At 70.6% G+C, this 19,673-nt stretch carries 22 protein-coding genes; 15 read left to right on the forward strand and 7 right to left on the reverse strand.

The genetic code is table 11. The features are described from left to right. Positions 1-249: 249 nt before the first annotated feature. The 3 genes from ABZ807_RS31010 to ABZ807_RS31020 all read right to left on the reverse strand — a co-directional run bounded on the left by ABZ807_RS31010 (position 250) and on the right by ABZ807_RS31020 (position 3,012). Positions 250-1,047, reverse strand: coding sequence for an integrase catalytic region (locus ABZ807_RS31010; protein WP_357165922.1), 798 nt, complete (start codon positions 1,045-1,047; stop codon positions 250-252). Positions 1,048-1,194: 147 nt separating this feature from the next. Continuing rightward, positions 1,195-2,679, reverse strand: coding sequence for a malate dehydrogenase (quinone) (gene mqo, locus ABZ807_RS31015; protein ID WP_357165925.1), 1,485 nt, complete (start codon positions 2,677-2,679; stop codon positions 1,195-1,197). An 84-nt stretch (positions 2,680-2,763) separates the two neighbouring features. Further along, positions 2,764-3,012: an AEC family transporter gene (locus ABZ807_RS31020; RefSeq protein ID WP_357165928.1), complete on the reverse strand. Its 249-nt coding sequence runs from the start codon at positions 3,010-3,012 to the stop codon at positions 2,764-2,766. Positions 3,013-3,364: 352 nt separating this feature from the next. On the opposite strand from ABZ807_RS31020, the gene ABZ807_RS31025 reads away from it, so the two are divergent. Next, a complete protein-coding gene (locus tag ABZ807_RS31025) occupies positions 3,365-3,721 on the forward strand; it encodes a TSUP family transporter (protein ID WP_357165983.1) in 357 nt (118 codons plus the stop codon). A gap of 140 nt (positions 3,722-3,861) precedes the next feature. Beyond that, the gene (locus ABZ807_RS31030) at positions 3,862-4,224 is read left to right on the forward strand and encodes a nuclear transport factor 2 family protein (RefSeq protein ID WP_357165931.1); all 363 of its coding nucleotides are present in this window, start codon (positions 3,862-3,864) and stop codon (positions 4,222-4,224) included. A 1-nt stretch (position 4,225) separates the two neighbouring features. On the opposite strand, the gene ABZ807_RS31035 is transcribed toward ABZ807_RS31030, so the two are convergent. From ABZ807_RS31035 to ABZ807_RS31045, 3 genes are all read right to left on the reverse strand, one after another. Beyond that, positions 4,226-4,414, reverse strand: coding sequence for a hypothetical protein (locus tag ABZ807_RS31035; RefSeq protein WP_357165934.1), 189 nt, complete (start codon positions 4,412-4,414; stop codon positions 4,226-4,228). Further along, a complete protein-coding gene (locus ABZ807_RS31040) occupies positions 4,405-4,917 on the reverse strand; it encodes a hypothetical protein (RefSeq protein WP_357165937.1) in 513 nt (170 codons plus the stop codon). Before ABZ807_RS31040 ends, ABZ807_RS31035 begins: the two co-directional genes overlap by 10 nt. A 766-nt stretch (positions 4,918-5,683) precedes the next feature. Further along, positions 5,684-6,019 carry an NIPSNAP family protein gene (locus ABZ807_RS31045; RefSeq protein ID WP_357165940.1) on the reverse strand — a complete coding sequence of 112 codons (336 nt, stop codon included), beginning with the start codon at positions 6,017-6,019 and terminating at the stop codon, positions 5,684-5,686. A 744-nt stretch (positions 6,020-6,763) separates the two neighbouring features. Here ABZ807_RS31045 and ABZ807_RS31050 point away from each other — a divergent pair. From ABZ807_RS31050 to ABZ807_RS31060, 3 genes are all read left to right on the forward strand, one after another. Further along, positions 6,764-7,129: a metalloregulator ArsR/SmtB family transcription factor gene (locus tag ABZ807_RS31050; protein WP_357165943.1), complete on the forward strand. Its 366-nt coding sequence runs from the start codon at positions 6,764-6,766 to the stop codon at positions 7,127-7,129. 74 nt (positions 7,130-7,203) lie between these two features. Continuing rightward, the gene (locus ABZ807_RS31055) at positions 7,204-8,844 is read left to right on the forward strand and encodes a SulP family inorganic anion transporter (RefSeq protein ID WP_357165986.1); all 1,641 of its coding nucleotides are present in this window, start codon (positions 7,204-7,206) and stop codon (positions 8,842-8,844) included. A gap of 30 nt (positions 8,845-8,874) precedes the next feature. Next, entirely contained in the window at positions 8,875-9,192 is a 318-nt protein-coding gene (locus tag ABZ807_RS31060) for a hypothetical protein (protein WP_357165946.1), read from the forward strand. Positions 9,193-9,293: 101 nt separating this feature from the next. Here the strand turns inward: ABZ807_RS31060 and ABZ807_RS31065 are convergent, their stop codons facing one another. Next, a complete protein-coding gene (locus ABZ807_RS31065) occupies positions 9,294-9,503 on the reverse strand; it encodes a DUF2795 domain-containing protein (protein ID WP_357165949.1) in 210 nt (69 codons plus the stop codon). Positions 9,504-10,023: 520 nt separating this feature from the next. Between ABZ807_RS31065 and ABZ807_RS31070 the strand changes: the two genes are divergently transcribed. From ABZ807_RS31070 to ABZ807_RS31115, 10 genes are all read left to right on the forward strand, one after another. After that, complete coding sequence (locus ABZ807_RS31070) at positions 10,024-11,076, forward strand: malic enzyme-like NAD(P)-binding protein (RefSeq protein ID WP_357165952.1); 1,053 nt, start codon at positions 10,024-10,026, stop codon at positions 11,074-11,076. Next, complete coding sequence (locus ABZ807_RS31075; RefSeq protein ID WP_357165955.1) at positions 11,073-11,420, forward strand: metalloregulator ArsR/SmtB family transcription factor; 348 nt, start codon at positions 11,073-11,075, stop codon at positions 11,418-11,420. The genes ABZ807_RS31070 and ABZ807_RS31075 overlap by 4 nt, the downstream gene beginning before the upstream one ends. 111 nt (positions 11,421-11,531) lie before the next feature. Further along, a complete protein-coding gene (gene nuoB / locus ABZ807_RS31080) occupies positions 11,532-11,984 on the forward strand; it encodes an NADH-quinone oxidoreductase subunit NuoB (RefSeq protein WP_357165958.1) in 453 nt (150 codons plus the stop codon). Between the two features lie 152 nt (positions 11,985-12,136). Continuing rightward, positions 12,137-13,999, forward strand: coding sequence for a proton-conducting transporter membrane subunit (locus tag ABZ807_RS31085; RefSeq protein WP_357165961.1), 1,863 nt, complete (start codon positions 12,137-12,139; stop codon positions 13,997-13,999). Further along, entirely contained in the window at positions 13,996-14,940 is a 945-nt protein-coding gene (locus ABZ807_RS31090; RefSeq protein WP_357165964.1) for an NADH-quinone oxidoreductase subunit H, read from the forward strand. The genes ABZ807_RS31085 and ABZ807_RS31090 overlap by 4 nt, the downstream gene beginning before the upstream one ends. Before the next feature lie 16 nt (positions 14,941-14,956). Next, a complete protein-coding gene (locus tag ABZ807_RS31095) occupies positions 14,957-15,616 on the forward strand; it encodes a hypothetical protein (RefSeq protein WP_357165967.1) in 660 nt (219 codons plus the stop codon). Beyond that, entirely contained in the window at positions 15,616-17,100 is a 1,485-nt protein-coding gene (locus tag ABZ807_RS31100; protein ID WP_357165970.1) for a proton-conducting transporter membrane subunit, read from the forward strand. Before ABZ807_RS31095 ends, ABZ807_RS31100 begins: the two co-directional genes overlap by 1 nt. A 2-nt stretch (positions 17,101-17,102) precedes the next feature. After that, on the forward strand, positions 17,103-18,689 hold the full coding sequence (locus tag ABZ807_RS31105) for an NADH-quinone oxidoreductase subunit C (RefSeq protein WP_357165974.1): 1,587 nt from the start codon (positions 17,103-17,105) through the stop codon (positions 18,687-18,689). A gap of 232 nt (positions 18,690-18,921) precedes the next feature. Next, positions 18,922-19,068 (forward strand): hypothetical protein, encoded by a 147-nt coding sequence (locus ABZ807_RS31110; protein ID WP_357165977.1) that lies wholly within the window; start codon positions 18,922-18,924, stop codon positions 19,066-19,068. A gap of 13 nt (positions 19,069-19,081) precedes the next feature. Then, entirely contained in the window at positions 19,082-19,540 is a 459-nt protein-coding gene (locus ABZ807_RS31115) for a hypothetical protein (protein WP_357165980.1), read from the forward strand. Positions 19,541-19,673: the final 133 nt, after the last annotated feature.

Here is a 19,673-nt window from a genome sequence, read left to right on the forward strand (position 1 = left end):
CGGTGCGCCCGATGATGCGACCACGTCATGGCCAGCCCGGCCCCGGTGAGCATCCCGCATACCGTGCGTTGCCCGGTCTGCGCGATCAGCCCGATCACCATGGCTTGGAAGACCTCGAACGTCGGCGTCGTGAAACACCCGACGAAGGCGTCCAACAACCGGCGCAACGAGATGGGTAGGCTGACTCCTGGAAGCATCGACGGATCACTTTCGGCAACGACAGTGGTGCAAGCACCGTCGATGCTTCCGTCATCTCACCCCAAGATCACGCACTCCCAGGCCACCCGGCGTGTCACACCCACCGCCGACCCGGAACTTGGCGTCGCGGTCGCGGACCAGGAACCGGAACCGTGTCATATGCTCGCCGAGGTCCATCACGAGATTGCGGGCTTGCTGAGTGGTCCAGGCAGCGGTCGGGTGGGCGGTGACGCCGAGGATGTGCACCCGCCGGGTCGTGATCTCCATGACGAACAAGACGTACAGCCGTCGCAGCGTGACGGTGTCGATGTGGAAGAAGTCGGTCGCCAGCAGCCCGGACGCCTGAGCCCGCAGGAACGTTCGCCAACTGGTGTCGATCTCACGCGGGGCGGGGCCGACCCTCGATCGGGCGAGGATGCGGCGGATGGTGCCGGCGCCGATGCGATGGCCGAGCCCGACGAGTTCGCCTTGGATGCGCCGGTGTCCCCAGCCGAGGTTCTCCCGGGCCAGACGTAGGACCAGGTCGCGGACGTCGTCGCTGATCGGCGGTCGTCCGGGCAGGTTCGGGCAGGTCCAGTGTCGGCGGACCAGTCGGCGGTGCCAGGCCAACAGTGTGCCCGGAGTGACGATCCGATGCTTCCACAGCTCGCGCGGCAGCGCCCGGACCAGCGCGGACAACACCGCCCGCTCCGGCCACGACAGGCGCGGTCGACCGACCTGACGACGCAGCACCGCCACCTCGTGACGCAGCACCAACAACTCCGCGGCCATGACGGACTCGCCGCGCGTGGCCTGCGGCAACCAACCGAACACCCGCACCGCGCTCAGGTACAACAGCCGAACCAACACACACGCCATCCTGCGCCCTGGCCACGAAACAGCAGCTCACACCACGTGCGATGAGTATTGGCACGGTACAGACCGACCGCGTGCCGCAGCCGGCCGACGAGGTCTGCGGTCACGAGGCCGCCGCTCCCTTCCCGTGGACCGTCGTGCTCACCCCGGCAACAGCCCGAGCACCCGGCGGGCCCGCGTCACCTCCTCGCCGAGCCGGTCGGGGCCGAGCTGCCGCACCGTCTGCGTCGACGGCGCGAGCCGGTCCAGTTGTGCCGCCCACTCCGGCATGCGCTGCGGAAAGCTCGCCGCGAGCACGTCGAGCATCGTCGACGCGGCGGTCGAGGCACCGGGCGAGGCGCCGAGCAGGGCGGCCAGGGAGCCACCCGCGGAGGTGACGATCTCGGTGCCGAAGCCGACCGTGCTGCGGCCGCCGGTCTTCTTGAGGACCTGAACTCGCTGCCCTGCGGTCATCAGCGTCCAGTCGTCCGCGCGCGCCGATGGCACGAACCGGCGCAGCGTGGCCGTTCGGGCATCCGCGGACTGGGTCACCTGCCGGATCAGGTAGGTCACCAGCGACCGGTTGTCCCGCGCCGCGGCCATCAGGACCGGGAGGTTGCCGGGCCGGACCGATCGCACCAGGTCGGTCAGCCGGCCACGGGTGAGGAAGCGGGGCGAGAAGGCGGCGAACGGTCCGAAGAGCAGCGCCTCCTGTCCGTCCACCACCCGCAGGTCGAGATGCGGGACAGAGATGGGCGGGGCGCCCGGAGCCGCGTGCCCGTACACCTTTCCCCGGTGGGCTGCCACAAGCTCGGGCCGATCGGTCCGCAGGAACTGACCGCTGATCGGGAAGGCGCCGTACCGCCGGATCTCCGGGACCCGGGCCGACTGCAGCAGCGGCAGCGTGGCGCCGCCGGCCCCGACGAAGACGTACGGCGCCCGCAGCCGCCGGCGATGCCCCGTCCTGCGGGCGCGGACCTGCACCACCCAGGTCCGCCCATGCCTGCGCAGGGACGTGACCTCCTGGTGCGTTCGCACGACGCCGCCGCGCTGCTGCAGGGCCGACAGCAGCTGCCGGGTGAGGACGCCGAAGTCGACGTCGGTCCCCTGCGCCGAGCGGGTGACCGCCACCGGTTCGTTCCCGTTCCGGCCCTCGAACATCAGCGGCAGCCACGAGGCGAGGACGTCGGGGTCCTCGCTGAACTCCAGGTCGGAGAAGAGCGGGTGGCCCCGCAGGGCCTCCCACCGGGCCTGCAGGTACGCGACGCCGTCCGCACCGCGGCCGAAGCCGAGGTGCGGGACCGAGTGGATGAACGCCTCGGGCGGCCCGAGCACCCCCCGCTCCACGAGACGGGCCCAGAACACCAGAGATGAGACGAACTGTTCGCCGATCCGCACGGCCCTCGACGCGTCCACCGTGCCGTCGGGCCGCCGCGGGGTGTAGTTGAACTCGCAGAGCCCGGCGTGGCCGGTGCCGGCGTTGTTCCAGGCGCTGGAGCTCTCGAGCCCGGCCTCGTCGAGCCGCTCGACGACGGTGATCCGCCAGTCCGGCTGCACCTCGCTCAGCAGCACGCCCAGGGTGGCGCTCATGATCCCGCCGCCGACGAGGACGACGTCCCAGTCCTCGCTCGGGCCGCTCCTCGACACGATCACACTCCCCACGCTCGGAGCCCACGACGATGTCTGTCCAAGTCTGCTCGGGTATGGGTCGATATCCCTACAATATCGCGATCAGCCGAGCAGCACGGCGATCCCGACGAGCACGGGAACGGACAGGACGGTGGTGATCAGCACGACGTCCCGCGCCAGCAGCGTGCCTCGGTCGTAGGACGATGCGTAGACGAACACGTTCTGCGCGGTCGGCAGGGCGGAGGTGACGGTGACCGCCAGCAACGCCACACCCGAGAGGCCGGCGACCCACCGGCCGAGCGCGTAGGCCAGCGCCGGCTGGACGAGGGTCTGAGCGCCACGGCCAGCCACACCCGGGGGCGCTGTCGCCGGAGGCGGGGCGGGGTGCGCCGTGCAGGCTCATGCCGTACGCCAGCAACGCCGCGGGAACCGCGAGCGCGGCGGTGAGCCTGACCGGCTCCAGCACCAGCGACGGCAGGTCCACGCCGGTGGCCGCGACGAGCACACCCAGGCCGCAGCCCACCACGATCGGCGTACGGAGCGGCTGGGTGAGCAGCCGCCAGCGGGGCGGGGCGTCGCCCGCCGTGTGTGAGCCGGCCAACACGGCCAGCCCCACCGGTGCCATGACCAGTACCTGGAACAGCAGTACCGGGGCCACGAACGACGCGTCGTATGGCGGTATCTGCGGGCCCACCCGAAACCACTGCCCGACAGCGCGTTCGTCGCGGTCGGCGCTGCCTCCGGGCTCGGCTCCGCGCTGCTCGGGTCGGTCGGCCCGCTCACCGCACCGTTCTTCCAGGCCAAGGGCTTCACCCGCGCGCATCGGCACCAGGCAGCCTGCGCCCTGCTTATGCACGCCGCGAAGCTCACCGCGTACGGCGTTGGCAACCTCCTCACCCCACGGGTGTTGCTGCTCGGCGCCGCGATGACCCCGGCTACCGTGACCGGAGCCTGGGTGGGCAAGAAGATCATGATCAAGATCAGCGATCGGATGTTCGTCATCCTCGTCGAGACCGGACTTGTCGCCGCCGGGTTGCTGTTCCTTACCGGAATCGCTTAGGGCGTGCCCTGTCGATCTTGGGCCTGTTTCGTAAGTCGATCAGTGGCTTGGCTCTTGGTCGCGCTGGTTTGTCGTACTGGCCTGGCATGATCGTTTGCCGCCGAGGGCGACGTGGCCTGACTCGATGGGAGGAACAAGCAATGAGCAGTGATGGTGCCCGGGAGCGTGCCGCCAGACCGGAGGATCTCAGCCGGTTCATCGTGGAGCGACTCAACGCCGGCGAGGTCGAAGGGTTGGTCGCGCTGTATGAACCGGACGCGGTACTGGCATTGCCGAACGGCCAGGTCGCCACGGGCAGCGCGGAGATCCGCCAGGCATATGAGCACCTGGTCGCTGATAAGCCCACCTTCGCGCCTGGACAGCAGTTGCCCACACTGCAGAACGACGACCTGGCGCTCACGTCGGTACGCTTGGTCGATGGTGGCGTTACGGTCGAGGTGGCTCGGCGCCAACCGGATGGCACATGGTTGTGGGTGATCGACCAGCCGAGCCTTCTGGGATAGGTCAGAGCCCTTCGTTGATGGCGGCAATATCGACGGTTGCCTCGTAGCGGACGGCGAGCAGTTGTATCGGGTGGCGACGCCGGGCGGCGGGTTGGGCACGAAGATCAACCTCGCCGTTGACGGACCGCCTGATCCTCATTGCCGCAATCAGCTGGCTCTCATGATCGACAGGACTGGCCTTCAGTTGCACGCCGTCAGCGCGATCGCGCTGAGGATCGGGCGTTCGAGCCGAAGCCCGGTTACAAGCTCCCCGGCCTCGGCGAGTGCCGTCACGTCGAACCCGCCACTGCGCGCCGCCGTCCAAAGGCCGTCAGCCTCCCCACTGGCGCCGGGAGGGAATGTCAGCTCCATCTCGATTTGGACCGTATCCGCGAGGTCGAGAGCGTCCTCGCCGCCCGACGGCTCGCCCGGCACACCGTCGTGCCATTCGACCGCAGGGATGGCGAAGCGCCGGGCGAGCAGCAGCCGTGGCGGGCCGTCCGGCCATTCGGAGACACCGATCTCGAGAACCAGCGTGTCCGCTTCCACGTCACCCTCCCAGCGGTCGAAGAGGCCGTCCAACGGCACCACGAGGAACGCCCGGAAGGCGCGCCACGCCAGGGCCACGTCCTGGATGCAATCTGGGTCGCCGCCTTCTGCCGCGATCAGTCGGCGCAGTTCCTGCAGTCCGTCACGCCATGAGAGAGCTGTCATGGCTGCATTTGATCACCCAGGCCGTCATGATCGGCAGGAGACGCCCCTAGCCAAAGCCAGATGAGGCGTCCGTCACCGGAGGGCCCGATTCTCAAGATCATGTCGCAGACGGCATGGCCGACGATATGATCTTGAGAAAGTGTCATCAAGGTTGAGAACCTATAATTGGTGTAGGTTCTCGTGGATCTTGTCGGCGGTGGTCGCGTGGACCAGCAACGGAGCGGTTGCTTCTCAAGAAAATGTCGCCGACCGATTCTCAAGATCGTGTCGTTTTCCTTGGTGATGCGGGCGGCAGGGCCAGCGACGATCGCGGCGAGATGGTTCGACCAGGCAATTGTGCGGGCTGCCGCACTCGACTTCCTCGCCGGAGAGCCCGTCGAGCAGCCACGCCGGGAGTACCAACTCATCCAACGACTCGGCGCGGCATGGCAGGCACCGCCCCTCGCCTTGGCGCTCAATCCCATCTGGTCGGCCGGAAGGACTCTGCTGCGTTAAGGGATCGTCAAGATCAATTGACGCAAGACTTCCTGCAAGATCGAACTTGGGGCCCACAACTCGGTCTACAGGATCGGGACAAAAAGTGTCCTATTGGCTGCCCCATCCAGCAACCGATGGCCGCCTTGCCGCCCGTCTGGAACCTCGTGACGGGAAGATCTGCGGCGCCGAGACGGCGCGATGGCTTAATGCAACAGCGCCGCCGTTAGCCAGGTCGCTGGCCATGTGAACGGCGTAGAAGTGTCTTCCGCAGTCGCTTCGGCGGCGGGTGTCATCGCCGCTGGAGTGCCTGCACGATCTGTTCCGAAGTCTCGAGGACTATCGTGTGATAGCTGTCGATCCGGGACACGATCGCCTCGCGGGGGCCGAGCCGCCAGGCGTCGCTGCCGTAGAACCCTTCCTCCTGCTCGCGGTGCGCCTCAAGGGACGCGAACGCGCGGATCAGGTAGGCCTCCTCGTGCTCGTCCTCGGCTACCAGTGACGCGCCGCAGTCCACCACCCAGATACCGGACTCCTCCAACAGCGGCACGGACTCCTCCCGCATGACACGAACGAACTCGCCGCCGGTGCCTGGCTTCAACCGATACGTGCGGATCTCAAGAATCACGGGCAGCCCTTCTACGGCATCCAGTGCGCCAGATGATGTTGGCTGAGCGCCTCGACGCTAGCCGTCATCCCGGACACGTTGTGTTAGGGATGACGGCGATCACCTCATGATCAACGGGTTTCGACACCGACACCGGCCCGTCCCGGGTTTCCAGCCGCCCGCCATCCCGGCACGCCTCAACTCAACCGCGCACCAGGTCGTCAGCCGTTTGGCCATGCCGATGGCGGCGTAGGGGAGGTCGCCGAGGACAACGACTTTTCGCCAGTGTGCGAGTCGAGCCGGGCCGCGCAATGCGCGAGCAGTTCGGGCCTCGCTCAGCGGGCCGCCGGGCAGGGCGACGCGCGGCCCGAGCTGCGCGGTAACACCGGCAGCAAACCCTGCCGCCGAACCCGGCTACCGCGGAGAGCACCGCCAAGCCGAACACCGCAGCCGAGGCCGCCACCAACGTGGGCAACTGATCAACGGGCACGGGCTCAGCCTGCCAGGGCTTACAGGGGGCGAGCCCGGGCCTATCTGGCGTTACTGAGCTCCGCAAATCCCACGACGGACGGCGGGGATAGTCGGGTATCAAGACCATCAGCTGAGCTGGGCCCAGCCGTTGCGCGCCGTCCTGGAAGTGTCACGCCCGCACCATGCCCGTGGGTTGTCGCCGGGGTGTCGAGGATCACTCCGGCCGGGGCCGCCGGTTACGACTACATGAAGAGGTCTTCAATTGCCTAACTGCTAGTCGAGCTGGGAGGGCGCGTGGCGCTGCCGCTGTACCAGAGGAAGGCGGAGTTCTTCCGCACGCTCGGGCATCCGGTGCGTATCCGCGTGCTGGAGCTCCTCGGTGATGGGCCGATGGCGGTGCGGGATTTGCTGGCCGATGTGGAGATCGAGGCGTCGAGCCTGTCGCAGCAGCTGTCGGTGCTGCGTCGGGCGGGGATCGTCACGTCCAGGCGGGAGGGGTCGGCGGTCATTTACGCCCTTGCGGGTCCGGACGTGGCTGATCTGATGCGGGCAGCCCGCCGCTTCCTCACCGAAATGCTGGCAGGTCAGGCTGAGCTACTCGAGACGCTACGTGAGGACCAGGCCAACGCCGACGACCAGCCGCTCCCGGTGCCGCGGTGAGCGCCACCGCGCTCGCCCGCTCGACCTGGCGGGTGGTGGCCGGCCTGCTGCCGACAAGGGCAGATGTCACGGCGATGCGTCGGCAGCCCCGCCGCGATTTCGTTGCTGGACTCACGGTTGCGGTGGTCGCGCTGCCGTTGGCGTTGGGGTTCGGGGTGTCGTCCGGTCTCGGGGCGGCCGCTGGTTTGGCGACCGCGATCGTGGCCGGGATCCTCGCCGCGCTGTTCGGCGGGTCCAACCTGCAGGTGTCTGGGCCGACCGGGGCGATGACGGTGGTGCTGGTGCCGATCGTGGCGCGGTACGGGCCCGGCGGTGTGCTCACCGTCGGTGTGCTGGCGGGCCTGATTCTGCTGGCTCTGGCCCTGCTGCGAGCCGGACGATATGTGCGTTACGTGCCGGCGCCGGTGGTGGAGGGATTCACCGTGGGTATCGCTGCGGTGATCTTCCTGCAACAGGTGCCTGCCGCGTTGGGTATGCCGAACCCGGACGGCGAGAACGTCTCGTCGGTGGCCTGGCGAGCGCTGGTCGAGTTCGCCGGGCACCCCCACTGGCCCGCGCTGACGTTGGCGCTCGGTGTGGCGGCGGTGATGCTGGCCGGGGCGCGCTGGCGCCCCACGCTGCCGTTCTCGCTGATCACGGTGGCCGCGGCTACCGTGGTCGGGCAACTGTTGTCGCTCGATGTCACCCGCATCGGTGTCCTGCCGGCCACCCTTCCCGCCCCCTCGCTGGGCTTTCTGGACCTGGCCGCCGTGCCGACGCTGTTCACCTCGGCGTTGGCGGTCGCCGCCCTGGCGGCTCTGGAGAGTCTGCTGTCGGCGACCGTCGCCGACGGCATGACCGTGAACCAGCGCCACGACCCGGATCGAGAACTTTTCGGTCAGGGGGTGGCGAACGTGGTGACCCCGCTCTTCGGCGGCGTACCGGCGACGGCGGCGATCGCCCGTACCGCGGTCAACGTCCGCTCCGGGGCCCAGTCGCGGCTCGCCTCGCTTACCCACGCGATTGCCCTGGCGGTGATCATGTTGGTGGCCGCCCCGCTGGTGGCCTACATTCCGCTCGCCGCGCTGGCGGGGGTGCTGCTGGCCACGGCTGTCCGCATGGTCGAGGTGGGTTCGCTGGCCGCGCTGGCCCGCTCGACCCGCTCCGACGCTCTCATCATGGCACTGACCGCGATCGCCACCCTCGCCCTGGACCTGATCGCCGCGGTCGGGATCGGCCTCGTCCTCGCTGCTGCCCTGGCGATCCGCAAGATCGCGCGGGCGGCTCGGCTGGAGGAGGTCCCACTCGACATCGCCGATCATCACGTCGAGGAGGCCGCCCTGCTCAGCGAGCACATCGTGGCCTATCGCTTCGACGGGCCACTGTTCTTCGCCGCCGCCCACCGGTTCCTGCTCGAGCTGTCCGAGGTGGCGGACGTGCGGGTGATCATCCTGCGCATGTCCAGGGTGTCGACGATCGACGGCACCGGCGCGCTCGTGCTGCGCGACGCCATTGAACGTCTCGAACACCGTGGCATCACCGTCTACGTCTCCGGCGTACCGGCGGGACACGAGAAGACCCTCGACGCGGTCGGCGTACTCGACCGGCTCCGCGCCGCCGGCCGCGTTTTTCCCGACACGCCAGAGGCGATCGCCGCGGCCCGCGGCCATCTGCGCCACACCGGCGTCCTGGCCACCGCGGAGCGGAACGTACTCGACCCGGCCGGACAGTCATGACGGTGGCGATACCGCGCCAGGAAGGCGGACGTGGCGATGGAACCGGCCCGGCGTGCGGCGTGGGACGCCTATCTGACCTTGCGGGTCGGCCTGCTACCTGACCTTGACGCCCTGCCGGTGGAGGACCGTAGGGTCGCGGCGAAGCTGGCCGGGCTCGCGGTCCGCATTCACCGGCACGCTCCGCTGTGGGCCGCCTACGGCAGCAGGCTCGTCGCCGTGGTCAGTCGTGCCCGGGAACTGCAGCGCGCCGGCGACCGTGCCGGCCTCACCGCCATGCTGCGGGTCATGTTGCTGTGGCTGTTCAAACTCTCCCGGGGCGCAGTCCGACTGCCCGGCGCCCAGCAATAGCCGACCGGGTTGTGTCGCAGGAGGTTTGCCCTTGCCAGGGCGGCCGGCTGGAGACGCCGCCGACGGCCCCGGACTCCGGGGCATCGGGGCCCGAGGCGTGATCAGCCACCGATCGGTACATCGGCCAGGTGATGCCACAGGTCGCGGACACTCCGGTATTCCTGGTCGGGCAGCCGCTGTAGCACCGCGATCACCTGCGGCCGGGCATGACTGCTCGCGGCGGCGGCGAGCAGCTCAGCACGGCCGGCTCGGCCTGCGTCGAACGCCATAACGATGTGGCCGGCGAGTTCGGTGCGGGTGACTGGGGGCACGACTTCTCCTCGTTGGTTGCCGGAGGGGTTCAGAAGATTGCGGGCCGCGTGTAGTTCGGGTGCTGGAGGCGGCATGGCCCGCCGTACGAGAGAAGGATCGGCGGGCCATGCCGGGTCAGGGCGCGGCGAGGTAGCTGCGCAGCGCGTCGACTTCCGCCAACAGCGGTCGCGGGCGGTTGATCGCCGGACTTGCCAAACCAGGTCACCAGTCATGCCTTTGCGGGATCGGCTTCCTGATGCCCTCATGACTTGCTAACTTTAGCAAGTCATGAGATTCGCTTGGGTCGAAGGGCGCCAGGAGCGGAAGCTGGCTTACGCCCGCGCCGGTCCGGGTGACCGAGGCCTTGAGTCGCGGATCGCCGATGAGTAGGTCACGTCACGGATGGATGCTGACAGCGGACGCCGGTCACGGGTGCCACGGCGGCGGGACCGATTGGGGGCCGCAGGTGGCAGGCCGCCAGTTGATGGCGGACGAGCTGACCCGGGCGCGGCGGACGAGGGGACCGGGCGGCGTAACCGGGTGGCGGTGGTCACCGACGGCACGGCGGTGCTGGGCCTGGGTGATGTGGGGCCGGCGGCGGCGTTGCCGGTGATGGAAGGTAAGGCCGCCCTGTTCGCCCACCTAGCCGGGATTGATGCGGTGCCGGTCTGCCTGGCCACCAAGCACCCGGACGAGTTCGTGGCGGCGGTGCGGGCGCTGGCCCCCTCGTTCGGGGGGATCAACCTGGAGGGTATCGCCGCCCCGGCCTGTTTTGAGGTGGAGCAGCGGCTGCAACAGGCCCTGGATGTGCCGGTGTTCCACGACGACCAGCACGGCACCGCGATCGTGGTGCTGGCCGCGCTACGGAACGCGCTGCGGGTGGTGGGCAAGCGCGTGGAGTCGGCGCGGCTGGTGGTGGTCGGAGCCGGGCCGGCGGGGACGGCGACGGCGAGTTTGCTGGTGGCCGCCGGCGCCACCGACGTAGTGGTGGTCGTCCGTGACGGGGTGCTGCACCGCGACGACATGCCCCGGTTGCCGCTGCACGAGGCGCAGCTGGTCGGGTGGACCAACCCGCGGCGGGTGCGTGGCGGGCTGGCCGCGGCCTTGGCCGGTGCGGACGCGGTGGTGGGCCTGTCTCGGGCCGGGGTGCTGACCCGGGAGTTGGTGGCGTCGATGGGTGAGGCGCCGGTGGTGTTCGCGCTGGCCGCCCCGGAGCCGGAGATCCGTCCCGAACGGGTGAGTGACATTGCTGCGGTGGTGTCCACCGGTCGCGCCGATTACCCGAACCAGGTCGACAACGCGCTGGTGTTCCCGGGGGTGTTCCGGGGTGCGCTGGACGCGCGGGTGCCGCAGATCACGTTGCCGATGCGGCTGGCCGCAGCTGATGTGCTGGCCGGGCTGGTGCCCCGCGAGCAACTGTCGGCCACCCGGTTGCTGCCGGATGTGCTCGACGGGCAGGTGGTGCCCACGGTTGCGGGGGCGGTGGCGGCGGTCGCGGCCGAGCGGCGGCGCCGTATCGATCCGGCGGTGGGTGGCGTGCCGCTGCCGGAGCCGACTCGTAACGTGTCCCCGCAGGAAGGGGTGGGCCCGTGAGCACGCCGTTGTATCAGGCCAAAGCCGAGTTTTTCAAGACGTTGGGGCATCCGGCGCGGATCCGCGTCCTCGAACTACTGGCGGAGCGGGAGCAGGCGGTTTCGGAGTTGCTGCCGCAGGTGGGTATCGAGGCCGCGCACCTGTCGCAGCAGTTGGCGGTGCTGCGCAGGGCGAACCTGGTGGTGACCCGCCGGGACGGTTCGACCGTGTACTACTCGCTGGTCAGCCCGCAGGTGGCCGAGTTGCTGGCGGTGGCGCGGCGGATCCTGACCGAGGTGTTGACCAGTCAGGCCGAGTTGCTGGGTGATCTGCGTGCCGCGACCGAGCGGGCTGAACCCTCGTGAGCGAGCGGTCAAGGCCAGCAGCAGGGTCGCGTCGTTGCCCGTCACGAAGAGGGGCGGAATGGCGTCGGTGACAGGGAGTGGACGTTGGGGCTGATACGCAAAATCCGCGGCGTGGGTCGGGTGGCCGAACCCGCGCCCGAGGCGTCGGTGCGGCCGCTGCCGGCCGCGGCCGGGTTGGGCGGGTCGGTGCAGGTGCGGCATGTGGACGCCGGGTCGTGCAACGGTTGCGAGATCGAGATCGGGCAGGCGTTCAGCCCGGTGTATGACGTCGAGCGGCATGGCGTGCGGCTGGTGGCCTCACCGCGGCACGCCGACGTGTTGACGGTGACCGGCCCGGTGACGGTGAACATGGCCGGGCCGCTGCGTAAGACGTACGAGGCGATGCCTGAGCCGCGGCTGGTGGTGGCGGTGGGCGACTGCGCCCGCGACTGTGGCATGTTCGCCGACGGGTACGGGGTGCTCGGGCCGGTGTCCGATGTGGTGCCGGTGGACGTGCAGGTGCCGGGCTGCCCGCCGGAACCCGCCGCGATCGCGTCCGCCCTGCGCGGCTTGACGGGCCGGTGAACCAGACTGCCGCCGCGCTGAGCGGCGCGTTTGCCCTGGCGGGAGTCGGGGCCGTCGCGGGGTTACTCACGCCGGCCCGCTGGCGATCGGCTGCGGTAGGTGCGGCGACCACCGGGGTCGGTGTCACGGGCGCCGTCGCGGGGATCGCCGCAGTGTCCGGCACCGTGTGGCAGGTACGGCTGGCGGACCTGCTGCCACTCGCTGGGGTGAGCCTGGCGGTGGATGCCCTGGCGGGTTGGTTCCTGCTGCTGGTCGGCGGGGTCGCCACGGTCGTCGGTGTGTACACGGTGGGCTACGCGGGCCGGGTCGGGCACGGCCCGTCCGCCCGGGGCGCCCTCGCGCTGTTGCCGCTGTTTGTTGCGGCGATGCTGCTGGTGCCGGCGGCGGGCAGCGTGTCGACGTTCCTGCTGGCCTGGGAGTTGATGGCGGTGACGTCGCTGTTGTTGGTGCTCGCGGAGCATCGGCACAGTCCGGCGGTGCGCACCGCGGGGTTGTGGTACGCGGCGATGACGCAGGCCGGTTTCGTGGTGGTCCTACTGGGCTTGGCGTGGCTGGCCGCGGCAGCCGGTGGGGAGTCGTTCGCCGCGATCCGCGCCGGTACGGCAGAGCTGTCGCCGCTGGTGTCCAGCGGGGTGTTCCTGCTGTGTCTGGCGGGGTTCGCGTCGAAGGCCGGCGCGGTGCCGCTGCACCCGTGGCTGCCTCGCGCGCACGCTGAAGCCCCGTCGCACGTGTCGGCGTTGATGAGCGCCGCGATGGTGAAGCTTGGCGTGTACGGCATCGTGCGGGTCGCCTTCGACCTGCTCGGCGGCGGGCCCCGCTGGTGGTGGCTGCTGCTGGGCGCGCTGGGTGCGGTCTCGGCCCTGTACGGGATCCTGCAGGCGGCGGTGGCCACCGACCTGAAGCGGCTGCTGGCGTTCTCCACCAGCGAGAACATCGGCCTGATCCTGCTGGGTCTGGCCGCGGCCGGGCTGCTGGCCGGTACGGGGCAACTCGCGGTGGCCGGGGTCGCGTTGGCGGCGGCGCTGCTGCACGCCGCCAACCACGCCGGGTTCAAGACGCTGCTGTTCTGCGGGGCCGGGTCGGTACTGCGTGCCACCGGCACCCGCGACCTCGACCAGCTGGGCGGGCTGTCGCGACGGATGCCGGCCACCACCGCCCTGGTGGCCGTCGGGGCCCTCGGCGCGGCGGCGCTGCCGCCGGGCAACGGCTTCGTCTCCGAGTGGCTGCTGCTGCAGGCCCTGCTGCACCAGGCCTCGGCCGGCGGGACCGTGCTGACCATCGCCGCTCCGGTCGCGGTCGCCGTGGTCGCGTTGACCGCCGGGGTGGGGGTGGCCACCTACGTCAAGGCGCTCGGCACGGGGTTCCTGGCCCGCCCGCGCAGCACCACCGCGGCGGCCGCGGTCGAGTCCCCACCCACCATGCTGGCCGGTATGGGCCTGGCCGCGGCGGTTTGCGCCGGGCTGGCCGTCGTCCCGGCGGTGGCCGCACCGGCCCTGGGCCGGATCGCCACCAGCCTGCGGGTCGAGTCCGCGCCGCTGCAGGGCAGCGGCGTCGACCTGCGTCTGGCCGGCATCGCGTCCAGCATCTCCCCGCTGTGGATCGCGGTTGGCGTGGTCGGGCTCACCGTCGGGTTCGCCGCCGTAGCGCGCGCCGTCGGGCGGGCGCGGCGCCGGGCGGCGGCGTGGGACTGCGGCGACGGGCCGCTGACCGCGCGGATGGAGTACACGGCGACCTCGTTCGTCGAACCGTTGCAGCGGGTCTTCGACAACGTCCTCGCCCCCGAGCAGGACGTCGATGTCACCCACCCGGCCGAGTCGGCCTACCTGGTGCGGGCGGTCGCATACCGGCGGCGGCTGCCGGACCGGGTGGAGGCCCGCCTGTACCGGCCGGTGATCACCGCCGCCGACGCGGTCGGCCGGGCTGCCCGCCGGTTGGCCACCGGCAGCGTGCACCGCTACCTGGCGTACATGCTCACCGCCCTCGTGGCGGTCCTGGTCGCGGGGGTGCTGCGATGACCGTCGGCTGGATCGTGGCCGCGGCGCAGGTAGTCCTGGTCGCCGCGGTCGCCCCGCTGCTGGTCGGCTTCACCCGCGCCGTCCGCGCCCGACTGGAGGGCCGCGCCGGCGGCCGGATCGCCCAGCCATGGCGGGACCTACGCAAACAGCTGCGCAAAGAGCCGCTGATTCCCGCCGACGCGGGTGTGTTCTTCACCGCCGCGCCCGCGGTGCTGATGGCCACCAGTGTGCTGGTCGTCGCCGCCGCCCCGTACCTGTCCACCCGCGGCCCGCTGTCCGGCAGCGTCGACCTCATCGTCGTGGTCGGGCTGCTGCTGCTCGGCGCGGTCGCCCTCGCGCTGGCCGGGCTGGATACCGGCACCGCGTTCGGCGGGATGGGCGCCAGCCGGGAAGTGACCATCGCCGCGCTCGTCGAGCCGACCCTGCTGCTGTCCGTGTTCGCCCTGTCCACCCGGGTCGGGTCGACCAACCTCGGCGCCATCGTCGCCGCCGGCACCTCAAATCAGGCCCAGGTCTTCACCCCCGCCAGCGCCCTCGCCGCCGCCGCCCTGGCGATCGCGACCCTCGCCGAAGCCGGCCGGCTGCCGGTGGACAACCCGGCCACCCATCTGGAACTGACCATGGTGCACGAGGCCATGGTCCTCGAGTACTCCGGCCGTGACCTGGCCCTGGTCGAGTGGGCCTCGGCGATGCGGTTGACCATCCTGCTCGGCCTGCTGGCCAACCTGTTCGTCCCCTGGGGGGTTTCCACCAGCCTCTACCCCGGCGCCGTCGCCCTGGCCGCCGGCGTGTTCGTGGCCAAGCTGGGTGTCCTGAGTGGACTGCTCGCCGTCGGTGAGGTGTTCGCCGCGAAGCTGCGCCTGTTTCGTGTCCCGGAACTGCTCGCCGGCTCATTCGTCCTCGGCCTGCTGGCCGTCATCACCTCCGCCGTGCTGGCCTGACCGTGGAGCAACGACCGTGACCGGCACCGTCAATACCCAACTACTCAACCTCGCTTGCGGACTGTTCCTGCTCACCGCCGTCGGTGTGCTGTGGCGCCGTGAACTTTCCGCCCTGATCGGGCTGTTCACCGTGCAGGGCCTGGCCCTGACCGGCATCGCCGTCCTGCTCGCCGCCGACACGGGCAGCGGTGAGGCCGCCGCGGTGGCCGCCGGCGTGGGGATCCTCAAGGCCGGCCTGCTGCCGTGGCTGCTGCGCCGGGTCCTGCACCGGGTACCCGAGGCCCGCGAGACGGCCTCACTGGTCAACGTCTCCGCGTCGCTGCTGGCCGCAGCGGCGCTGACCCTGCTCGCGTACGCCGCCGCCCGGCCGCTGGTCGCCCTCGCCCCCTCACCGACGGCGCGGGCCGCCCCGGTCGGTATCGCCGTGCTGCTCATCGGGTTCTTCCTGGCCGCCACCCGCCGGCGGGCCATCTCCCAGATCATCGGCGTGCTGCTGATCGACAACGGCATCGCCGCTGTCGCGTTCCTCGCCACCGGCGGCGTACCCCTCGTCGTGGAGTTAGGCGTCTCCGCCGACCTGCTGCTAGCCGTGCTCGTACTGCAGGTGCTCACCACCCGCCTGCAGGCCGCGTTCGGCGACACCGACCTCGACGAACTACGAGAGCTGCACGACTGATGAGCCCAACCCTGACCCTGTACCTGCCCCTGGTAGCCCCCTTCGCCGCCGCGGGCGCCGCCGCCCTGCTCGACCGCCGCGTCGCGGCCTGGGCCGGAGTGGCCGCCGCCGCGACCATCCTGGCCGCCGGCGGCGCCCTGGCCGCCACGGTCACCCGGGGGCCGGCGGTCGCCTGGGGCCTGCTGCGCGCTGACGCGCTGACCGCGTTCATGCTCATCGTCATCGGCGCGGTCGCCACCGTGGCCTGCTGGGCGAGCGTGCACCACCTGGCCGACGAGGCGGCGACCGGGACCGACAGCCCGGCCGCGGCGCGCCGCTACCTCATCCTCGTACAGCTGTTCCTGGCCGCGATGAGCCTGGCCGTGCTGGCCGACAACCTCGGCCTGCTGTGGGTGGCGGTCGAGGCCACCACCATCGTCACCGCGTTCCTCGTCGGCCACCGCCGCACCCGCGCCTCCGTGGAGGCCGCCTGGAAATACGTCGTGCTGTGCTCGGTCGGTATCGGCATCGCGTTCCTCGGCACCGTCTGCATTTACGCCACCGCGGTAGCCGCCGGCGCCCACGGCACCACCGCGCTGAACTGGACCCACCTGGCCACTCACGCGGCCGGTCTCGACCCGGACCTGACCCGGCTGGCCGCCGGGCTGATCCTGCTCGGCTTCGGCACCAAAGCCGGCCTCGCCCCCATGCACGCCTGGCTACCCGATGCGCACAGCCAAGCCCCCGCCCCCGTCTCCGCCCTCATGTCCGGAGTACTCCTGTCGGTCGCCTTCTACGCCATCCTGCGCTACAAGACCATCACCGACGCCGTACTCGGGCCTACCTATACCCGCACCCTGCTGCTGGTCGCCGCACTCGCGTCCCTCACCGTCGCCGCCGCGCTGCTGATCGCCCAGCGCGACTACAAGCGCATGCTCGCCTACTCCTCCATCGAACACATGGGCCTGGTCGCCCTCGGCGCCGCGACCGGCAGCCGACTGGCGATCACCGCGGTCCTGCTGCACATCCTCGGCCACGGCCTCGGCAAAGCCGTCGCGTTCTGCGGCGCCGGGCAACTACTGGCCACCACCGGCAGCACCCGCATCACCGCGGTACGCGGTCTGGCCGGCCGCCACCCCGCCCTGGCCGGCGGCTTCGGCCTCGCGCTGCTCGCCCTGCTCGGACTGCCCCCGTTCAGCCTCTTCGCCTCCGAACTCGGCATCGCCCGCGCCGGCCTTGCCGCCGGCCACGGCTGGGCCATCGCCGCCGCGTTCACCCTCGTCCTGGTCGCCTTCGCCGCCCTGGCCCGCCACGGCGCCGGCATCCTGCTCGGCCCACCTGACCCCACCCCGGCGACCGACCCGCCCACCCCCGCCAGCCGCCCGCGCACTGCGTCGATCGCGCCCCTCGCGCTCGGGCTAGCCGCCGCGGCCACGCTCGGGGTCACCCTCGGCCCGCTGCAGGACCTGCTGCACGCCGCCACGACCGTCGTGGGAGGGCGCTGATCATGACCAACAACCAGCACCGCGACAACGGGCGAAGCGGCGCCCGCCCGCCGGTGGCCCGCCAGGTCAACCCGGACGGCCAACCGGTGCCGCCACCGGCCACGGTCATCGACGTCACCGCCGACCAACTAGCCGAACAGACCGCGCGGCTGCTGGCCGGCGGAGCGCGCCTGGCCCTCGTCGCCGCCCACCATGACCCCGTCACCCACCCCGGTGGGCCGGCCATCCGCGTGGTGTACCTGTTCACCGCCGGACCGCCCGACCAACGCACCGAACTGCACCTACGCACCGATCCCCACAACCCCGCCGTACCCAGCCTCGCCGCCCTGTCCTTTCCCGCCGGCCGCTTCGAACGCGAAATGCACGACCTGTACGGCGTGCAACCTCGACAGCATCCACTGCCCGGCCGCTTGGTACGCCACCCCCACTGGCCCCGCGGCTGGCACCCCATGCGCACCGACGCCGAACCCCGCCCACCCCTCACCGAAAGCGAACCGTTCCCGTTCGTCACCGTGCAAGGCCCCGGCGTCTACGAAATCCCCGTCGGCCCCGTCCACGCCGGCCTGATCGAACCCGGCCACTTCCGCTTCTCCGTCGTCGGCGAAACCATCCTCAAACTCAAAGCCCGCCTCTGGTACGTCCACAAAGGGATCGAGAAGCTATTCGAAGGCCACCCCGCCGACCAGCGGACCGGCCTCGCCGAACGGGTCAGCGGCGACACCGCCGTCGGCCACGCCATCGCCTACAGCCTCGCCGTGGAAAACGCCCTCGGATGCCGCGTCCCAGCCGATGCACAGCGCACCCGGGCCGCACTGCTGGAACTGGAACGCCTGCATAACCACATCACGGACATCGGCGCGATTTGCAACGACGTCGGCTACGGCATCGCCCACACCCACGCCCTACGCATCCGCGAACAACTGCTACGCCTCAACCAGCACACCACCGGGCACCGGCTGCTGCGCGGCGGCGTCTTCCCCGGCGGCGCCGCCGTCCGCCAGATCCCGAACCCCGCCACCATTCAGTCAATCGCCGACGACATCGCCGAAGTCGTCGACATCGCTCTCAACCACACCCTTGTGCGCGACCGGCTCACCGGCACCGCCGTCCTCGGCCAGCAGCAGGCAGCCGACATCGGCACCCTCGGCTACATCGCGCGCGGCAGCGGCCTACCCCACGACGCCCGCCGCAACCACCCCTTCACCGACCTCGGCGACCTCACCATCCCGGTCCACACCAGCGGCGATGTCCTAGCCCGCTTCCTCATCCGGGCCGAAGAGATCCAGACGTCAGCGGCGATCCTCACCGCACTGCTTCCCACCCTGTCCCCCGCAACGACCACCAGCTGGCACACCCGGCCGACGCCCGAACGACCGGTGTCCGGGGTCGGCATCGTCGAAGGCTGGCGCGGCACCATCACCTACCGCATCGAACTCAACCCCGACGCCACCCTCACCCGCGTCAAGATCGCAGACCCGTCATTCTTCAACTGGCCCGCCCTGCCCGTCGCCTTAGCCGACACCATCGTCCCCGACTTCCCACTCACCAACAAAAGCTTCAACCTCTCCTACGCCGGCAACGACCTTTGATCAGCACCGCCCACCCCACCCCGGTATGCGCCGACACCTTCACCCCGACGGGCCGTGATGTCTTTCGCCGAGGCCAACGACATCCCGGTCATCAGCTTCGCGGGCAAGAGGGAGAAGACCCGACCGGGTGTGCTGGCTGACAGTCCGTGGCCGGAACGCAAGATCGACCAGGTGATGCCGCTGATGCGCAAAGCCGCCTCTACCGGCCGTTCCCAGGTCGCCGCGAATCGGCGTGGCGCAGGAGTACCAGCGGGTCTTCACCGGCTCGAAGTCCGAAACTGGCACCGGGGCGGTGTGGTTTGCCTACAGCCGGGTCGAAGGCCGTGTTACCTGCTACTACTTCTACCTCTGGGACGTCGACGTCGGGCCGCCCACGTGACCTGGTCTTCGACGTGATCGCCCAGCCCTACGTCCGCCGGGCAACGAGGGCGCAGCAGGAGAAGATCCAGGGGCTGGAACGCGGTGACGGCATGGTCCTGGCCGCCCACCGTACGCCGATCGGCTGCGGTCTCGTCACCGAAACAGTGGAGACGGTGGCCTTCACCCGCCCCGACACGATCGACTTCCGCCTCGTCCGCCGCTCCCTGCCGCACGTACGGGAACGCCTCACCCTCACCCTCACCGGCGACGGCGACCACACCCGGCTGGAATACACCGGCGAGATGGGCACCGACGGCTGGGCGCTGGCCATCAGCTGGGCCGCGGTCGTCGCACGACACTGGGAGGCAACCGTCGCCGACTCCCTCGCCACTGTGAAATCCGAGGCCGAACGCCGGCACGCCCTCCAATGCAAGACGCCTTCCGGCGGCCGCCCGGGCCCGACCGCGGAGGACCCGGCCAGCCGGACCTAGGCGGTCCGACCGTTCCCACAAGATCCAGCCGAGGCCGCCTGTCCAGCAGCTGCAGGACCCGGTCGCGTTCGGTCGGGCTGAGCGCGTTCACCGGCGGACGCCGCACCGGGCGTGACGGTGTCGGCCGGCGCCG

It is taken from the genome of Micromonospora sp. NPDC047548, from assembly GCF_040642975.1.
GTDB lineage: Bacteria > Actinomycetota > Actinomycetes > Mycobacteriales > Micromonosporaceae > Micromonospora.